Source organism: Microbulbifer maximicatervae (SeqCode) (assembly GCF_052467815.1).
This window is the reverse complement of the sequence record NZ_CP174326.1, coordinates 2,897,329-2,916,808: the sequence shown is the minus strand read 5'-3', so window position 1 is coordinate 2,916,808 and position 19,480 is coordinate 2,897,329. Positions and strand designations below refer to the sequence as shown.

At 44.8% G+C, this 19,480-nt stretch carries 9 protein-coding genes and 1 pseudogene; 4 read left to right on the top strand and 6 right to left on the bottom strand.

Annotation, left to right across the window (positions count from 1 at the left end):
- Positions 1-70 precede the first annotated feature (70 nt).
- Entirely contained in the window at positions 71-4,840 is a 4,770-nt protein-coding gene (locus ACJJIW_RS12650; RefSeq protein ID WP_444935356.1) for a CapA family protein, read from the top strand.
- A 127-nt stretch (positions 4,841-4,967) separates the two neighbouring features.
- On the opposite strand, the gene ACJJIW_RS12645 is transcribed toward ACJJIW_RS12650, so the two are convergent.
- From ACJJIW_RS12645 to ACJJIW_RS12630, 4 genes are read right to left on the bottom strand one after another with little or no spacing between them, the layout of a single operon-like run.
- Positions 4,968-5,879, bottom strand: coding sequence for a transglutaminase-like domain-containing protein (locus ACJJIW_RS12645; protein ID WP_282931825.1), 912 nt, complete (start codon positions 5,877-5,879; stop codon positions 4,968-4,970).
- Between the two features lie 13 nt (positions 5,880-5,892).
- Positions 5,893-7,149 carry a beta-barrel domain-containing protein gene (locus tag ACJJIW_RS12640; protein WP_444935355.1) on the bottom strand — a complete coding sequence of 419 codons (1,257 nt, stop codon included), beginning with the start codon at positions 7,147-7,149 and terminating at the stop codon, positions 5,893-5,895.
- Between the two features lie 22 nt (positions 7,150-7,171).
- The gene (locus ACJJIW_RS12635; protein ID WP_444894551.1) at positions 7,172-9,370 is read right to left on the bottom strand and encodes a type I secretion system permease/ATPase; all 2,199 of its coding nucleotides are present in this window, start codon (positions 9,368-9,370) and stop codon (positions 7,172-7,174) included.
- Positions 9,367-10,797, bottom strand: a complete 1,431-nt coding sequence (locus ACJJIW_RS12630; protein WP_444935354.1) for a TolC family outer membrane protein — start codon at positions 10,795-10,797, stop codon at positions 9,367-9,369. The genes ACJJIW_RS12635 and ACJJIW_RS12630 overlap by 4 nt, the downstream gene beginning before the upstream one ends.
- Positions 10,798-12,085: 1,288 nt before the next feature.
- On the opposite strand from ACJJIW_RS12630, the gene ACJJIW_RS22365 reads away from it, so the two are divergent.
- Positions 12,086-13,999: a DUF2715 domain-containing protein gene (locus ACJJIW_RS22365; RefSeq protein WP_507021876.1), complete on the top strand. Its 1,914-nt coding sequence runs from the start codon at positions 12,086-12,088 to the stop codon at positions 13,997-13,999.
- Positions 14,000-14,095: 96 nt separating this feature from the next.
- Here the strand turns inward: ACJJIW_RS22365 and ACJJIW_RS22360 are convergent.
- A pseudogene (locus ACJJIW_RS22360) lies at positions 14,096-14,359 on the bottom strand (BapA/Bap/LapF family prefix-like domain-containing protein); the annotation flags it as partial.
- Positions 14,360-14,632: 273 nt separating this feature from the next.
- Here ACJJIW_RS22360 and ACJJIW_RS12620 point away from each other — a divergent pair.
- On the top strand, positions 14,633-16,192 hold the full coding sequence (locus ACJJIW_RS12620; RefSeq protein WP_444935352.1) for a carboxylesterase/lipase family protein: 1,560 nt from the start codon (positions 14,633-14,635) through the stop codon (positions 16,190-16,192).
- Between the two features lie 21 nt (positions 16,193-16,213).
- A complete protein-coding gene (locus ACJJIW_RS12615) occupies positions 16,214-16,762 on the top strand; it encodes a histidine phosphatase family protein (protein ID WP_444935351.1) in 549 nt (182 codons plus the stop codon).
- A 42-nt stretch (positions 16,763-16,804) separates the two neighbouring features.
- On the opposite strand, the gene pepN is transcribed toward ACJJIW_RS12615, so the two are convergent.
- Positions 16,805-19,435, bottom strand: a complete 2,631-nt coding sequence (gene pepN, locus ACJJIW_RS12610; protein ID WP_444937364.1) for an aminopeptidase N — start codon at positions 19,433-19,435, stop codon at positions 16,805-16,807.
- Between the last annotated feature and the right edge of the window lie 45 nt (positions 19,436-19,480).

Genomic DNA, 19,480 nt, shown 5'->3' with positions numbered 1-19,480 from the left:
GGAAAAGCACCCGAGCCGACCAGCAGAAAAAATACTGCCACGCTTTTTTAATAGAGAGATAAGTCGCGACATGTCCCTATCCAACATGCTCGTTCAAGTGCGTGCTCAAGTTGAGCAGGCTTTGACTAGGCTACGCCCCCCATACACCATCTTCTTCTCAGTTAGCGATGCTAAACAACGTGCAATTGTCCGGCACGCGACTGCAAATAGCTTTAAGGATGTGTGGCAGAAACTTGCAACATCCATTCAAAAAGCCACCAAATCCAACAAGATGAAGCCCTGTTGGTTGAGGGTCGACTGGGTAACTAGAAAAAGCATAATGACCATCGCAGGCCTGGAAGAAGTGCTTGCAGAAACCAAGCGATCCTATTTCCGTTTTGGCTTAGCCCTGGATGAAAATTGTCAAATCGCATTTCTTGAGCAAGAACTTAATGCCAACGCCATGCTCTATGGCGGCAATCAGGTCAAACACGTCATTATCAATGAGAATAATTTTCTTGCTTATGCAAAAAAACGTTTTGGACCTCAAACAGAGATCGATTTTTCAGAAAATAACACGGCCGTTATTCTGTCAACGCTGGGTATTTTTTGCGAGCTGAATCAAGAACCGGTATATCTGTATGGACCAGGTCTAAATGCTGGCCGCCGGATTACCAATGAATTAGACGTTGAAAATGTCACCGATTTAATTGAAAGCGGTAGCCGCTATCTGAGCACACAAGTAAAACCTAATGGAAGGTTCCACTACGGCTGGCATGCCTGCTTTGATAAAAAGATCCAGGCCTACAACAACCTCCGTCATGCAAGTAGTACCTACGCCATGATTGAGGCATGGGAGGTGACGCGGGAAGAAGAACTAGAAAAAGCCATATTGCGCTCATTAACCCATCTAACCACAGAGCTAATAAAAACAGCTGTCCTCCCCTCTGGTGATGAAGCTGCTTTTCTTGTGGAGGAAAACTCGGAAATCAAACTTGGCGGCAATGCTGTTTCCCTATTGGCACTTGTAAAATTCTCCGAAGTAGAGGATACCCAGAAATATGCGGAACTAATGGAGCAACTGGCAACGGGTATTGAGTTCATGCAGGACTCCGAAACCGGTCAGTTCTTTCATGTACTTGAATATCCCTGCTTGGATGTGAAAGACAAGCACCGCATCATCTATTACGACGGCGAAGCCGCATTTGGCCTAATGCGCCTTTACGGGTTTAGTAAAGATTCTCGATGGTTAACCATAGTAGAAAAAGCGTTTGAATACTTTATTCAGGCAAACCATTGGAGAGCCCATGATCATTGGCTGAGTTATTGCGTAAATGAGCTGACTCTATACCGCCCTGAGGAAAAGTACTATCAATTCGGTATTCGAAACTTTTCCAGCCACTTAGACTTTGTAGAACACAGGATTACTACATTTCCAACTCTACTTGAGCTAATGATGGCTGCTGAAAAAATGGTCTGTCGGCTACAGGAGTCCCCAGAATACCAGTATCTACTCGAACAAGTCGATCTAGAACACTTCTATCGTGCACTACATAAGCGTGCCATGTATCTCCTGAATGGCTACTTTTGGCCAGAATTTGCGATGTTCTTTCAAAATCCAGCCAAAATTGTAGGCAGCTATTTTATTAGGCATCACGCATTCAGAGTGCGTATCGATGACGTTGAACACTACTTATCGGGCTTTGTGGCTTACCGTAAACTCCTACTAAAACCCCAAAAAATGACTAAAAAAAACGAGAAATATTCTCTTGAAAGTGAAAATCAGCCGCCATTACAACCCCAAGATATACTCCCGGTGTTAGCTTGGGGCGGCGATGTCAATCTATCCCGGAGACAGCATTATCGGACAGCACAATTCGGTGTTGAAAAGGTACTTGGAACCATCTCAGCACTAAAGAATGCAGATATCAGTGTTATAAACCTGGAATGTGTCGTAGGTACTGAAGGTGAACAAGGTGCTGAAAAAGGGGAAGCTTCACCTTACTATTACCGGGCCCGCCCAGAGATGCTTTCAGTACTGATAGAAGCGGGTATAGATGTAGTAACGACTGCAAATAATCACAGCGGTGATTACGGACCTGAAGCTCTACTCGAGCAAAGGCATTGGATTGATTCAACTGGTATAGGCCATTGTGGGTCTGGCGCCAATATAGAAGAGGCCCTCACACCAGTTTATAGGCCCGCAGGTTCACTAAACGTGGCAATTTTCTCTATCGATGCAACCCAACCCCATTTTGCCGCCGGCCCTACTATAGCCGGCTGTGCCCACCTACCACTCACAATGCCAAGTCTGTGGTATGACACATTATTACCAAGAATTACAGCAGCGAGAAAAAAAGCAAATGTAGTGCTGGTAGCCGTGCACTGGGGGAAAAACAGGGAACCAGCCCCCAGCGAAGATGAAATAGCCATAGGCCATGCCATTGTTGATGCTGGAGCTGACGGCATCCTAGGCACAAGTGCGCACAACCTTCAGGGTATTGAAGTCTATCAAAACAGGCCAATAATTCACGATGCCGGAGACCTCTTATTTGATGCCGTTCGCCGAAACCTTGCAGACAGTGGAATATTTCGATTGCACCTTAGTGAAAGGGGTGTCGAGAAAATAACTTTCGCTCCGGTAGGAGTAGGCTTTGGATTTAGTAAACAACTGAGCGGTGAAAAGGCTAAAGAACTTACAGAACGATTCGCCAAAATGTGTGCAGATTTAGATACCAAGCTAGCTATTAACGAGGATTTCAGTGGGTCTGTTTTACTATCACCTCCCCCACGAAAAAGTCGCAAGCTACCTCATTTATACAAGACTCAATATAACCGTACGACAATCAATGAACCTCGCCCGCTAAAATCTAATTGGCACGTTGAAGCTGTACCTATCGACGCCCGCATTCCACCTATTCAATGTGGCCCTCTACAACTACTAGGTGTCAGATTCTATCCAAGAGAGATCAAATCAAGACAAATTTTATGGGTCGAATCATTTTGGACTACAGATCAAAAAGTTGAGAAAGACTATCGGCTCGATTTCCGCGCTATGCCAATAAAGAAAACAACGATGCCTTATTGGGGAAAATCCATGGATCATGACCCATGTGATTGGCAAGTACCCACCACAAAATGGCAACCAGGAATTATCTATCGTGACCTCTATGGATTACGCGCACCGGCAAAAAGTGAAATTGAGCCTATTCATCTACAGCTTCTAGTTGGGCTGATTTCAAATGAGTCACAGATTAAGCCAGTTTTAGTTGGGGGGATGATTACGCAATTCAACGTAGCAAATAAAACACTGCCAACAAGGCCAAAAATTCCCGTATACAACACCAAATTTCCTCCAATTGTATTTCAGCATCACCCTGGACAAACTTGGGATGCAGAGCAGCTTGAGGCCTTATCTGGGGGAAAGTGGATTACTCCACCTCCAAAAGGATGGTTCGTACGCAGTGTAATTTCAGGAAGCAGCTTTATCGAAGAATCACTTGATCCAATACTATTCGTTGCTCATACCAAATTAGATAGAACATATCACGAGCGCAGCTCTAAACAGCCTACAAAGTTATGGGACTATCACAAAAAATTACCCTCATTCGCCCACAAAATTGCCGGAGCAATTGTAGCAAAACCAGTTTCAGGCCTTCCGGATGGTTTCCCTTTACTCTTAGTGGATGATCCTCTCAAGGTAATCATTGAGCTTGGACTTGCGGCAAGAGATCGATTTCACGGTGAAGTAATAGCTATCACCGGAACCGCAGGTAAATCCACAACTTTGAAAATGATTACCCAAATGTTAGGCCCAAGAGAAAAAATTCTTTCCAGCATTGGAAACTATAATTCTCGCGTAGGGGCTCCCTCCATGATGGCCAGCCTTAATCAAGATCATGAAGTTGCAGTTATTGAAGTTGCACAAAGTGCACTTTGGGTAAAACGAGGACCGATAACTAGACAAGTAAAACCTACTATCTCTTTAATTACAGAAATTGGTATATCTCAAACTAGTCACTTGGTAAAAAGTGTCGAAGATACTGCAAAATGGAAATCGCGTATTTTTGATGGTTTAACAGGGGCATCTATTGCAATTATTGGGGAACACCTCAAGTGCTTTGAGTACATTCTGGAAAAAGCTAAAAAACATGCGAAAAGAGTCATTATCTTTGGCGAAAGTTCAAATGCAGAGGTACAAGTTCTTCGAGTACGAAATGAAGAAAGTGGTAGCTGGGTACAATTGAAGTTTCCAAAACGAGAACTTGAGCTCCGGGTACCAGCCCCAAGTATAGGGATGTTACACAATGCTATCGTTTCAATCTGTGCAATTTATGCATTGGACAGGGACCTTGATGAAGCAGCGATGCGACTTCAGGAAATTAGCCTAGACGAGGGGCGCCTGCAACGCGCTGATATCAAAATACACGATAAATCTATCAGCTTGATAGATGATAGCTGGAATGCAACCGTCAGCTCAATGCTCAACGCATTCTCAGTATTTGCTGAGGCGGCCCCCCATAAAGGTGGACGTAAAATAGCCGTTTTAGGTCGCATCGTCCACCTGGGTGAAAAAGCAAAGGAACTACATGAAAGCTTGGCTGGTCCACTTCTGGACAGTAAAGTTAACTGGGTAGTCACCCATGGGGATGAAATGAATTATCTCCGGGCAGTTCTGCCAGCTGAAATACTCGGCCCTCACTTCTCTGAAGCTCCACCTCTGGTTACTTACCTGGCTGAGTTTTTACAAAATTCTGACCTTGTTCTCTTAAAAGGGTCCAGAAGAGATTCTGATTTTGGCAATATTCCCTCCTTGCTGGATAAGCTACAGAAAATGGGGGAAGCAATTGAAATAGAGTGAGAACAGAACTTATACCAAGGCTGCCAGCCCCCTTTAAAGCTTTAAGGAGACTCTAAATAATTTTGAAATGTCTCGACATCATGCTTAAAAAACATTCAGGACTATAAAGAGGCACCCTCGCAAGAAACTACCTTATGCTCCATTCTATAGATACCTTGGTTTTGTCTATATTGCCTTTAAAGCTCTTTGGCCATAAATTTGACCAGACCCAGGTAAAATCTCTAGTTAGGGTAATTTTACTGATTTTTCCCTTACCAAAACCATAGCCAAAACGGCCTTCCTGCGCCAAATTAGGATCAACTGGGATCCAGCGACCGTTAGTATAAACTTCAGCTGCATGATGGTTAGGCTGTTTAAAAATTTTTCTTTTTGTAAATAGAAATTCAGAAGTTGTCCGTGCCGGATACCCCATTGATCGTGCAAGCGCAACAAAAAGTGAAGCATACTCAGTACAATCCCCCTCGCGCGATTCAAGCCCAGCCAAAGCTCCCTTTGTTGGTTGAATTTTATATTCAATCATTGCTTGCGGCATCAAGAAAGCTGCTCGCAAACGGCCCTCTTCATCCATAAAAGTATTCTGTATCTCTAAAGATAACTTCTTAATTGGCAAAGAGTCAGATTCAATATACTTCGACGACTGTAGATACCTTTTATCGGGAAAGGGCTCACGTCCCCGAGGTATCTGAGCATAATTATAAGACGATAGTATTAAATCAAAATCAATTCTTCTGGTAACTGTTGCACCAGCAGGGATATCCAGCGTAAATTCCAAGTATTTGGAGTCACCCTTCTTATGCTTTCTATAAGTAAGCCCCTCAGAGTAATCATACCTGACCTCCTTTAAGGACTGCTGCAAACCATGCTCCACAGGGATAGACAATCTTTGAATATATCCTATAGCATCCTGTCCTGAAGTATTCTGTATTGTTATTTGAGCAGAGAGGGTAACCGGACGTGAATTAGCCTGCACTAAGGAAGAACAGCCGAACAATCCAATAAAAAAAGAAAGCACAGAAGCAAATATTCTTGTTTTAAGCATTAGAAATATACCACTATCTCTCCCGAAGAGCTTCATTTGCCTTATTAATTGGTTTCATCAAATAGTCAAAAATAGTTTTTGATCCAGTTTTAATATCCACTGTTGCAATCATACCTGGAACGATTGAAAATTTAGTGCCGATTTTATTAACCAGAGAGTCAGATTTGGTAAGAATAAAGACCTTGTAGTAATACTCCCCCGGTACAAGTTCATCCTGAATTGTATCAGGAGATATAGTTGTCACTTCACCATCCAAACCTCCATAGATGGCATAATCATAAGCAGTTATTTTTACTTTTGCTGCCTGACCCGGTCGAATAAATGCGACATCCCTTGGAGAAATTTTAGCTTCAATTAGAAGCTGGTCATCAAGTGGTACTATCTCCATAATCTTACCGTTCGGAGGTATAACACCACCAATTGTGGTCACTTCAATTGCTTTAACGATTCCCCTTACTGGAGATTTATGGGTAAGCCTAGTTAGTGAATCGGATCGGCCCTCCATTACGGAAGAGAGCGCCTCAACTTCAGCACTAAAGTTAGCTAACTCCTCGCGAGCTTTCACCATATACATAGACTGAATTTCATGGATCTTTGTTTCCAGTTCTGATTTTTGTCTCTGCAAACGTAAAAGATCAACGCTGCTGGCGGCACCAGAATCAACTAATGAACTCGTTATTGACAACTCTTTGTTGACCAGTTTTAAGGTTTCTTTTGACCCCTTCAAAGATTCAGCCAATCCACTTTGCCGCGTGTCGAATAATTTTTTCTCTTTTGCAATTAACTCACCATGCTGGGCAAGCTCTTCTGGAAATTTTAAATGTGTCTTATTCACCTCTGCACTCAGGCGTGCAACACTAGCCAATGCAGCCCTATAACGAGCCGATATTTCTTCTACATTTGAACGTAACTTTGTAGGATCTAGCTGGGCCAATACTTCGCCTTGCTCTACGATATCGCCCTCAGAAACTTTTAGCTCTGCAAGTATTCCGCCTTCCAGAGACTGAATAACCTGAGAACGCGAGGTGGGAACTACCTTACCACTACCAGAGGAGACTTCATCAACCTTGGCAAGATATGACCAGGTACCTAATGCGGCAAGTAAAAGAAAAAACATCCAAACTATTCTTCCAGAGCGTACTAATGACGCATCATCAACATCATCCCCATACTGTTTTTCATCATTCTGAGAATCAATATCAAGGAGAGCAACACGTTTTGGCTCTCGCCGCTGATTTGATATCAAATCAGAATCGTCAGGAAATGACATCGTACCTACTCCAATCTATTATCTAGGAAACTTTTTCACCCTTTTTTGCACCTTTTGGTCTGGACAAAATAGACAGTGCTTTTTCTTTTGGCTCATCAAGTGCAACTCGCCCACTATCCAATACAATTATTCGCTCTGCAAAGCTGAGAATGCTGGTTCTATGAGTTGCAATTACGACTGTCCTCTCGGCACTCCACTCTGATAATGCTTGGATAAATTGCTTCTCAGTAGCTTCATCCAATGCAGAGGTAGGTTCATCTAGTAAAAGTACATTCGGTTGGCGCAGTAGAATCCTAGCAAGCAACAGGGATTGTTTTTGCCCTCCAGACAGTCCATAACCACCCTCTTGAATCATACAGCCTAAACCTTTCGAAAGCTTACTGACAAAGGACTTAGCACCGCTCATCTCTAATGCAAAAATAATTTCTTCATCACTGGCATAAGGAGCACCTAAGACCAGGTTCTCATAGATAGTACCGTGAAATAAGCCTGTCTTTTGGCTGAGAAGGGAAACATCTCGCCTAACGTCTGCAGGATCAATATGTGTCAGACTTACATCATCCAACCGCAATTGACCACGGGTTGGCTCAATATACCCTGACAAGGCATGTAATAAAGTTGACTTGCCTGAGCCATTTCGGCCTAAAATGGCAACTCTTTCCCCTTGTTGAATCTTCAACTCGGGAATAACTAAAGCAGGCTCAGATGATTCATCACCATAGTAATAGACCGCCTGCTTAAAATGGTAGTTTCCCTGAATAGCAGACTTCTGTACTTTCTTTTCATCTTCCGGGTTATCTACCGGTAGCTGCATAATTTGATCAATTCCCTTCATTGCAAACCGAGCTTGCTGCCAACGGCTTAATACCTGAGTGATATTTGCCATTGGCGACATCATCCGTGACCCAAGAATAGAAGCTGCAACCAGTGCTCCTGTTGTCATATCACCGGCCATTACCATTGGCGCCCCGAACAATACAACTACAGCAAAAACTGACGACTGCACATTGTGAGTCCAGCTCAGCAATACTCCAACAATATAACGAAGTTTTAGACTCGACTCTGCGGTAATAGCATTGAAATGGTTCCACTGTCCCTGAAAGCGCTGTTCTGCCTGCATGGCTTTTATATCTTCCAGCCCTTGAACTGTCTCAATCAACATCGCATTACGCAACGCCCCTTCTTTAATTGATTCCTTTGATAGCTTCGCGAGTTTAGGCTGAAGAAGTAGTCCCGGAATAATCAACATAAATACCGCAACCAGTGGTATCAGTGCCAAACTCCCAGCAACCCACCACATAACAAATAGAAAAAGAATAAAGAAGGGTAAATCTGCGAGAGCTAAAACTGTGGAAGACGTAAATAGCTCTCTTATTCGTTCAAGATCACGAATTTGCGATATAAATGTACCGGTTGACTTTGGTCTTGCTTGATCTTTAACTCGAATAGCATGGCCAAAGACCAAGTCCGACATGCGAATATCAGCCCGCTTTCCCAGTAAGTCTGTTACCCTAACCCGCATAGTTCGCATAATGAAATCAAAAATTATCGCAACAACAACACCGCTAAAAAGCACATAAAGAGTTGGAAAAGACTCGGCAGGTATCACCCTGTCATAAACTTGTTTCGAGAAAACAATTCCAGCCAAAGCTAAAGAATTAGCAATTGTTGTAGCGATCATTACATGGAAATAAGGCTTTAAATCCCGAAGGACAATTCTACGAAACCAGTGCTGATCTCCAGCCTTGACATAGTCATCTACACGAGAGTCAGTTGCCGTCCGTCTGGGGCGAAATACTGCCAAGCTTAGAATACTATTTCTTAACTCATCCAGAGGGACCGTGCTCTTTAATCCTTGATCTCCACAGTAGATAACACTTAACTGATTTTCTTTAGCGACGGAGTCTATAACAACTAACTGACCGTCCACCATCTGAGCGACCAGCGGCATGCGCCAGGAATTGATTACAGATTCACTGAAGGGGCAAAATTTTACGCTAAGCCCAGCCTGCCGAGCCATCTGCCGAACAACACTTTCAGTAGAAGTACAGCCTCCCCAGTTTCCAGCTATTCGCACTCTCTCAGAAGAACAATCAATTCGATAATGCCTTGCAATGGAAATGATTGCTTCACACCAGGGAGCGAAGTCAGCAGAAGTGTTTTCTGAATTAACAGATGAACTTTTGCCACCATCAGAATTTTCTATCTGACTCTCACTCAAGGCAACACCTCCACACCCTGAATTTCAGTTCCATCAAGCTTGAAAGCTTCCCGCAAACCGCCACGGCTGTGAAGACAATCTATTTTAAGAAGATGCAAATCAAAGATTGTATTATTTTTTTCCTGGCGAGCAAGGTGAAGCTCTTGTTCGGAATTTAACAAGTCAATTAGGGTGCGTGTTCCGAGAGTGGCATATTGCTGTTTGTATAAGTCCCTCGTTTCAGCTATTGCGCTTTCCCTGGCACTGAGGGCACTCAAGCTGCGCATTAAACCCTCTGCTTCTTCCTGTGCTTCACGATACTTTTGGGTTACTGATAACTGTGCCGAGTCTCTGGCAGCATCGGCCGATGAAAGGGCATAACTGGCTCCCTCTCTTCCTGCAGATATCTTTCCTCCCTGGTATAAAGGCATCGAAACATTAAAGAAAATAGCTTTTTCATTATCATCAAGCGCATTGGCATCGACATAGTTTTGATCTAAATACTGATTTACATTGCCATCGAGTGTAAGTGTGGGCCATGTATTGGCCTTTGCTGACTTTAACTGTGCCTCAGCCTCAGCCCGAGATGCCTCAGCAATAAGTACATCAGGCACTGACGACAAATCAAACGACACAACATCACAAGCTTGAGCCACATCCTCAGGAACATACATAGCAACCCGAAATGGAGATTCGAAGCCGGTTAGATTTTGCAATGTGCTACGCCATCGACGCAGCAAAGCCTCTACTTGTTGTTTTGATGCTTGTGCAGCATCGACTCTAGACTGGGCCTGTAAAACATCGGAACGGGAACTAACCCCGCGTTCTTTTCGAATTTGTACAAGCTGGGCAATAGCAGATACGCCTTGCACTTGCGCATCAGATGTTATTAGCAATGACTGATAACGCTGCACTTCAATGGCTGCTCGTGCAGTCCTCCTTGCAACCTCATCAATGGACTGAAGAACTTCTGCTTGAGATCGTTGTACTCCAGCCTTGGCAAAATCAACATTACTAGACACTTTGCCAAAATCGTAAACCATTTGAGAGATATTCACTTGGAACGCATGCCCATCCCCCTCATTTTTATATTCGGAATCCTGCCCCGCTACAATACCAGCACTCAGTTGGGGAAAGTAGCCAGACCGTGCAGCTCGAACACCCTGCCTCTGTTGGTAGAGATTACCAATGGCTTCTGCGATCAATGGGTGCCACCCAACCGCTTGATGTACCACCTCAAGCATGTTGAGTTCCATTCGCTTAATTCCTTCCTCATACTCCCGAAAAGACATTTTCTTTAATGAGCTATTAGCCTCTATGTCCATATTACTTGGGCTAATTACTTCAGCAGAGGGAGATGAACTAAAAATATCGGCGTCCACAACGAGCGCCCAAAATACCAAAAAAACTGCAAATGGTATTTTCCATAGTTGTTTAAACACTTCCACTATATTCACTTATCAGTAATTACTGGGAGGTAAAACACTCTTTTAACGACTCGGTTTGAAGAGTGGCTACAAAAGTCTAGCCAAAAAAAACCGGGCCTTACGGCCCGGTAATTAAGTTAATGTTTAGCTTTCAGATCTAAGTGTCACTCAAGCCATTTTGTTGCCACATATCTCCGACAGGATCATCAAACGCTACTGCATTATCAGTTGCCGCCAGCGCCTCAATATCACCTATTGCCTCACTAGGAATTTGGCTGGCATCTATGCCGACCTCATCTCCAACAGGATCGAATATTTGAGCATCACTGCTCGCAGATTCTAATAGGTCATCAAGACTCAAGTCGGAACCGCTATCCAGCATATCGATATCCGTCTCTGCAGCGGCACCAATATCCAGGATACCTTCGTATCCGACGCCACCATCTGTTCCAATATTGATGATGATAGTGTCAATATCGATATCAATTGAGATGTCAATGTCGATATTGATATCTATGTCAATGCTGGAGTCAGCATCGGCATCAGAGTCCGAATCAGCGTCAGCGTCAGCGTCCGAATCAGCATCAGCATCAGCATCAGCGTCCGAATCAGCATCAGCGTCCGAATCATCGCCCAACATATCTGCTCCAGTCTCAGGCGCAGAGGTCGGCCCATAATCCAGAGCATCAGATTCATTAGAATCCGCTCCAATGTTGATGATGATGGTGTCAATGTTGATATCGATGTCGATATCAATATCGATATTTATATCAATATCAACATCTGCATCGGAGTCCGAATCACTGTCGGAGTCGGAATCCGAGTCACTGTCAGAGTCCGAATCACTGTCAGAGTCGGAGTCAGAATCCGAGTCACTGTCAGAATCCGAATCGCTGTCAGAGTCCGAATCACTATCAGAGTCGGAGTCGGAATCCGAGTCACTGTCAGAATCGGAATCACTGTCAGAATCCGAGTCACTGTCAGAATCCGAATCACTGTCAGAATCCGAATCACTGTCAGAGTCAGAATCTGGGATAGATAGCGAATCCATCTCCGTACCAGAATCATCATCCACCATTTCTACTCCAGTCTCTGGCGTAGAAGAGAGCCCGTAATCCAGAGCATCAGCGTCATTGGAACCAGTTCCAATATTGATGATGATGGTACCGATGTCGATATCAATATCGATGTCAATATCGATATTTATGTCAATATCAACATCTGCATCGGAGTCGCTGTCAGAGTCAGAATCCGAATCGCTGTCAGAGTCGGAGTCAGAATCCGAGTCACTGTCAGAGTCAGAATCTGAATCACTGTCAGAGTCAGAATCCGAGTCACTGTCAGAGTCAGAATCCGAATCACTGTCAGAGTCGGAGTCAGAATCCGAATCACTGTCGGAGTCGGAGTCAGAATCCGAGTCACTGTCAGAGTCAGAATCCGAATCGCTGTCAGAGTCGGAGTCAGAATCCGAATCACTGTCAGAGTCGGAGTCAGAATCCGAGTCACTGTCAGAGTCAGAATCCGAATCGCTGTCAGAGTCGGAGTCAGAATCCGAGTCACTGTCAGAGTCGGAGTCAGAATCCGAGTCACTGTCAGAGTCGGAGTCAGAATCCGAATCACTGTCAGAGTCGGAGTCAGAATCCGAATCACTGTCAGAGTCGGAGTCAGAATCCGAGTCACTGTCAGAGTCGGAGTCGGAGTCAGAATCCGAATCACTGTCAGAGTCGGAATCCGAGTCGCTGTCAGAGTCGGAGTCAGAATCCGAGTCACTGTCAGAGTCAGAATCCGAATCACTGTCAGAGTCGGAGTCAGAATCCGAGTCACTGTCAGAGTCAGAATCGCTGTCAGAGTCGGAGTCAGAATCCGAGTCACTGTCAGAGTCGGAGTCGGAGTCGGAGTCAGAATCCGAATCGCTGTCAGAGTCGGAGTCAGAATCCGAGTCACTGTCAGAGTCGGAGTCAGAATCCGAATCACTGTCAGAGTCGGAGTCAGAATCCGAATCACTGTCAGAGTCGGAGTCAGAATCCGAATCACTGTCAGAGTCGGAGTCAGAATCCGAATCACTGTCAGAGTCGGAGTCAGAATCCGAGTCACTGTCAGAGTCGGAGTCGGAGTCGGAGTCGGAGTCGGAGTCAGAATCCGAATCACTGTCAGAGTCGGAATCCGAGTCGCTGTCAGAGTCGGAGTCAGAATCCGAGTCACTGTCAGAGTCAGAATCCGAATCGCTGTCAGAGTCGGAGTCAGAATCCGAGTCACTGTCAGAGTCGGAGTCGGAGTCGGAGTCGGAGTCAGAATCCGAATCACTGTCAGAGTCGGAATCCGAGTCGCTGTCAGAGTCGGAGTCGGAATCCGAGTCACTGTCAGAGTCGGAGTCGGAGTCAGAATCCGAATCACTGTCAGAGTCGGAGTCAGAGTCCGAATCACTGTCAGAGTCGGAGTCGGAATCCGAGTCACTGTCAGAGTCGGAGTCAGAATCCGAATCACTGTCAGAGTCGGAGTCAGAATCCGAGTCACTGTCAGAGTCAGAATCCGAATCGCTGTCAGAGTCGGAGTCAGAATCCGAATCACTGTCAGAGTCGGAGTCAGAATCCGAGTCACTGTCAGAGTCAGAATCCGAATCGCTGTCAGAGTCGGAGTCAGAATCCGAATCACTGTCAGAGTCGGAATCCGAGTCACTGTCGGAGTCAGAATCCGAATCACTGTCAGAGTCAGAATCCGAGTCACTGTCAGAGTCGGAATCCGAGTCACTGTCAGAGTCAGAATCCGAATCACTGTCAGAGTCGGAGTCAGAATCCGAATCACTGTCAGAGTCGGAGTCAGAATCCGAGTCACTGTCAGAGTCAGAATCCGAATCGCTGTCAGAGTCGGAGTCAGAATCCGAATCACTGTCAGAGTCGGAATCCGAGTCACTGTCGGAGTCAGAATCCGAATCACTGTCAGAGTCAGAATCCGAATCGCTGTCAGAGTCAGAATCCGAGTCACTGTCAGAGTCAGAATCCGAGTCACTGTCAGAGTCAGAATCCGAGTCACTGTCAGAGTCAGAATCCGAGTCGCTGTCCGAGTCGCTGTCCGAGTCGCTGTCCGAGTCGCTGTCCGAGTCGCTGTCCGAGTCGCTGTCAGAGTCGGCATCTGCATCAGAATCGGGGATAAAGAAGCGATCGCCATCATTGTCATCGTCATCATTAGCCGCAATAGCAATAACAACAACTCCAAGGGCAATTAATGCAGGAATCCACCAAGAGAAACCAGGGTTAGCTGGAGCTGGTGCAGGATACGATGCACCACCAGCCGCCGCAAAGGCAGAAATTAAATCTCCATTAGAAGCTAACATAAGGGGCTCTTCTGCCCCGGTTAGCACCAGCTCACTATGGTCGCCATCTTCATCCAACAGGTAGAACCCTGAAATGATAATGACCTGACCAGACTTTAAAACAATTACAAGGTCTACTCCGTCTTTTTCAAAAGACGCAATATCCTCTGGATCTGCGGGCATTTCGACTAGACCAGGAGAGGACAATGATAGCCCCTCCAGTGATCGCTCATCGATAGAGCCCGTGGATTTGTCAAAGATTTTCGCAATCATGCTCTCACCAACTTCAAACGGTGCAACTTCCTAAATACACAGTTCATGGCCTGAGCTTAAAGACGGAAAATACCCCACTTTGAGCCCATCCGTGACTAGATTCACTAATACATCGCCTTGCTAATTTCCCTCCATAAAAACAATTACGCCAGTACGTTTTTACGCGCACTACTTTTGTATGGACGTAATTCAAAGCCTTTTCAAGGAGGAGTTAGGCAGCGGCAGGAGAAAAACGGTTTTCGTGCTAACTTCAGCAAGATTAGGAAGTTACAAATGACTACAGACCCGGAAATTGGCAGGCACTTAAACAAAAAACCTACACCTGTTGTTGATACGCCTGCCGGGCCAATCATCGGAACTACAGATGAGGAAACTGGCGTATATAAATTCTTGGGTATCCCCTACGCCCTCCCTCCTGTGGGAAATTTACGTTGGTTACCGCCGCAAGAGTTGGACCGCTGGAAAAACCCTTTCCAAGCACATAGTTTTGGATCACCAGCTGCGCAAAACTCATCCACCTTAATGGAAGTTCGAGATCAAAATGGGAATCTTCCTGAAAGAGAGGAATGCCTCTATTTGAATGTATTCTCTCCCGCAATGTCGCAAGGAAAAAAGCTGCCAGTGATGTTTTGGGTTCATGGCGGCTCTTTTTACATGGGATCAGGATGCCAAGAAATTTACAATGGTAAATACTTGGCAGCTAGCGGTCGGACAATTGTTGTCACTATAAACTACCGATTAGGCGCACTGGGATTTCTGCGTCTAAAGGATATTAGTGATATACCATCAACCGGCAATGAAGGGCTTTTAGATCAAATAGCCGCCCTACAATGGGTTCGGAAAAATATCTCAGCATTTGGCGGAGATCCAAAAAATATCACTCTTTTTGGCGAATCAGCCGGGGCAATGAGTATTGCCTCCTTACTTGAAACTCCACAATGTAAAGGTCTTATACGGCGTGCTATTGTCCAAAGTGGGCACCCAAGAGCCTCTCACTCCCAGCAAAGCGCTAACCATGTTGGTAAGACTTTCATTCATAAATTTGAGAAAATCTCTGGTGGCATCTCACTAAAAAATTGTCCAACCAAACTTCTGCTGCAAACCCAAAAAGCAATACTCTCTGACACGTCTATGACAGCAAAATGGGGGCAACTGCCATTTAAACCTGTCGCAGACAGAGACCTTTTTTCCCCTGGAAAAAAACTCTCCCCGACACACCAAACATCCCTTTTGTTAGGGAACAATTTGGAGGAATGGAATCTCTTCAGCGCGATAAACCCTGAAAGCTTTAACATGGACTACCGGCAAATATGCACTCATCTCGAATGGCTTATCCCAGAGTCCGAGTTAAAGCCCCTACTCAGACATTACTATCAACTAGCAAAAAAAATGACAGACAATCCCTGGCCAGAGTGGAGTCGAGCCTGGAACCTTTTGCTCACTGATATGGTATTCACCTTGCCTGGGCTGAGACACCTACAAAGTCATCAGGGGGAAAACTATCACTATCACTTTGCACAACCTCTCGCTGCACAGCCTTTACTAGGGGCCTGTCACGCCGTTGAGCTTGGCTATGTATTTGGAACCCATAGCGATCAGTCCTTGAAAACACTATATGGTGCTGAAGAAAACCCCCATTTATTAAGTGCCTCAATGCAACAAGCTTGGCTGAATTTTGCTGAAACAGGAAAACCCGGCAATGATTGGCCAGAGTTTTCAGGAAAACACAGTAAGCGATTTGGCAATCATCCCTCAGCCAGGGCGTTTAACTCACCAGAACTTCTCAGTTTATGGCAACATATACCCGACGATAGTTTGAATGGTTATCTTTAGGTTATCTTTAGGTTGGCATAGATGGCAAGAATTTTTTTAATCAGGCATGGAGAAGCAGCGAAAGGGGAGCACATCCCCGATCCAATACTCACAGACGAAGGTTACAAGCAGGCAGAAGAGCTAGCCCTAAAACTTTCCTCTCTCGAGAAAGTTCAATTAATAAGCAGCCCCAAACTCCGTGCACAGCAAACAGCAAAGCCCTTGGCCGAAGTTTGGGATATAGAGGTTGTAATTGAAAATGCAGTGACGGAAATACCTACACCAGAAGAAATACCCAAATCTCAACGCCTAACCTGGTTACGAACATTACTTACTGGAGAGTGGGACCCATGCGACAGAGAACAAAAATATTGGCGCGATGGGATAATCAGGTATTTGGAAAGTCTTTCAGAGGACACCTATATCTTCTGCCATTTTATGGTCATCAATTCCGTTGTTGCACATATCCGAAACCACCAAAAAGTACAACAGTTTAGGCCCGATTACACTTCAATCACTGAGCTAAAAAATGATGGAAACAAGCTACATTTAGTCCAGCTAGGCGAAGAAAAAGATAACAAAATTCTATAAGAAAATGGGGTATGTCCAGCATACCCCAAGCGGGTATTTATTTTAAATCAAGCTTTTGCTGACTACCTCAAACAAATCCTTAGATAGGTCTCCCGAATCAGCAACCCTTTGCAGGGCTACTTTCATCTTCTCACCCAGGCTACCAGAGTATTTTTTCCAACGTGTGATCGGTATAACCAGCCTTGCTGAAATTTGTGGATTTAGCTTGTCCAAGGCCAGAACCTGATCGGCAACAAACTCAAATCCGCTACCATCGCTCTTATGGAATTGCTTAAAATTACGATTAGCAAAACCACCTATTACAGACCTTACTTTATTGGGGTTTTTCATTTCAAAAGCAGGGTGATCCATAAGTGCACGAATATTTTCCAATGTGCCGCGCTTCGGACTACAACTCTGCTGACTCAGCCATAGTTCTACGACTTGAGTATCGGTTTTCCAGCGCTCATAAAATTGCTCAATCAACCCCCTGGCTCGGTCTTCCGGTGCATGATTAATAATAACAGCGAGAGCCGCCGCACTATCTGTCATATTACTAGCGCTCTCAAACTGAACCTGGGCTATATTTAACGCCTCCTCAGTTTCTGTTATGCACATATAGGATAAACAGGTATTTTTAAGTCGTCTTTGCGCAATATCTAACGCATTCGGGCTATAGGGCTTAGTCGTATTCAATTCTAGATAGCGCGTGCGAAATTCATCAAATAATTCACCTGCAATTACCTTCCTTACAAATTCCCTCGCAACAATTATTGCTTCCGCATCAATAGATGATGACTCTTCAGCGATAAACTGCTCACTAGGCAACTGCAAGATCTCTGCAACCAGCGCTAGATCGAGATCAACATCCTGCAAAACCTCTTTATAAGCACTGATTAAACTTGGTTGTACCTGTAGTTCCTCACCTTTACGAAAAGCCACCTGAAGCTCACACAAAGCATTTAATGCTAGGCGCTGACTTGCATCCCAGCGGTTAAACGTGTCCTTATCCTTCCTCATTAAAAATTGAAGCTGCTCATTACTATAGTTATACCTTATTTTTACTGGAGCAGAGAAGCCCCGCAACAATGAGGGTAAAGGCTTCTCCGCAAGCCCGGAAAACTCAAAAAACTGCTCATCTTCTTTTAACTGTAAAACAGTTTCAGTATCACCCTGCTCGTTGAGTACAAGCTCTGCACCATCAGCCCCCAGCAATCCAATTCTTATTGGTAAGTGGAAAGGTAACTTCTCTTCCTGACCTGGCGATGAAGGGCAAGTCTGGCGAATAGTTAGCCTATAAGCACCATCAGTTTCATTAAAGCTATCTGTCACATCAAGTATCGGCGTGCCTGCTTGGCTGTACCAGTAACGGAATTGCTTCAGTTCAACCTTGTTTGCATCTTCCATCGCCTTGACGAAATCTTCACAGGTTACCGCGCAGCCATCATGCCTCTGAAAGTACAAGTCACTTCCTTTGCGGAATCCTTCTGCACCTAAGAGGGTATGAATCATCCGTACAACTTCCGCACCCTTTTCATAAATTGTCAGAGTGTAAAAATTTGAAATTTCTATATAAGAATCTGGCCTGATAGGATGGGCCATAGGGCCGGCATCTTCAGCAAACTGGGTAGTACGCAAAAGGGATACATCTTCAATACGCTTAACCGCTCGAGAATTAAGGTCAGCGGAGAACTCTGCATCACGGAATACGGTAAAACCTTCTTTCAGACTCAACTGAAACCAATCCCGGCAGGTGACCCGATTACCGGACCAATTGTGAAAGTACTCATGCCCTACAATAGACTCGATCCGCTGAAAAGCTGAGTCCGTCGCTGTTTCTGGGCTAGCGAGCACGCAGGCCGAATTGAAAATATTCAATCCTTTGTTTTCCATAGCCCCCATATTGAAATGATCAACAGCAACAACCATAAAGATATCTAGGTCATATTCCCTTCCGTAAGTTTCCTCATCCCAACGCATCGCATTTTTAAGGGATCGCATAGCATGATCACACTTCCCAATATTTTTCGCTTCCGTAAAGATCTGCAACTTAACCTTTCTACCAGAGGCTGTTGTGAAGCTATCTTCCACATGCTCCAAATCCCCGGCTACCAACGCAAATAAGTAAGCCGGCTTGGCAAATGGATCTTCCCAAGTTACAAACTGACGACCATCTTCATATCTACCTTTCTCAATTTCATTACCGTTGGAAAGTAGTACCGGGTGGTCCATCGGCGCGACGATGGTGGTGGTAAATTTGGACATAACATCCGGCCGGTCAGGATAGAAAGTAATTTTTCTAAATCCTTCAGCTTCACATTGAGTGCAATACATACCATTAGAGAGATATAATCCCTCTAAAGATGTGTTTTCCTCCGGATTTATCCGATTGCGGATTTCCAGCAGAAATTCTGGTTTCTCTACAGGGATAGACAGGCCCTCAGGTAGAACCTGATAATCAGATGTAGATAACAAAACTCCATCCAAAGAAACCGAAAGTAATTCCAGCTCGACACCATCCAGCACTAAAGGCGGCAGCCCTGCGCCCGCTTGCGGATTTCTGCGAATATTCAAACGAGATTTGACCAAAGTTGCCTTGGGTTCCAGCTCAAAATTTAAATCAGTAGTATCCACCAGGTAATCTGGTACTTGATAGTCTTTCAGGTAAATGGTCTTTGGCTGGCTATCTTTCATTATTGAAACACCTTCAGTCATTCTATGCCCTTCCGGGGCAGTATG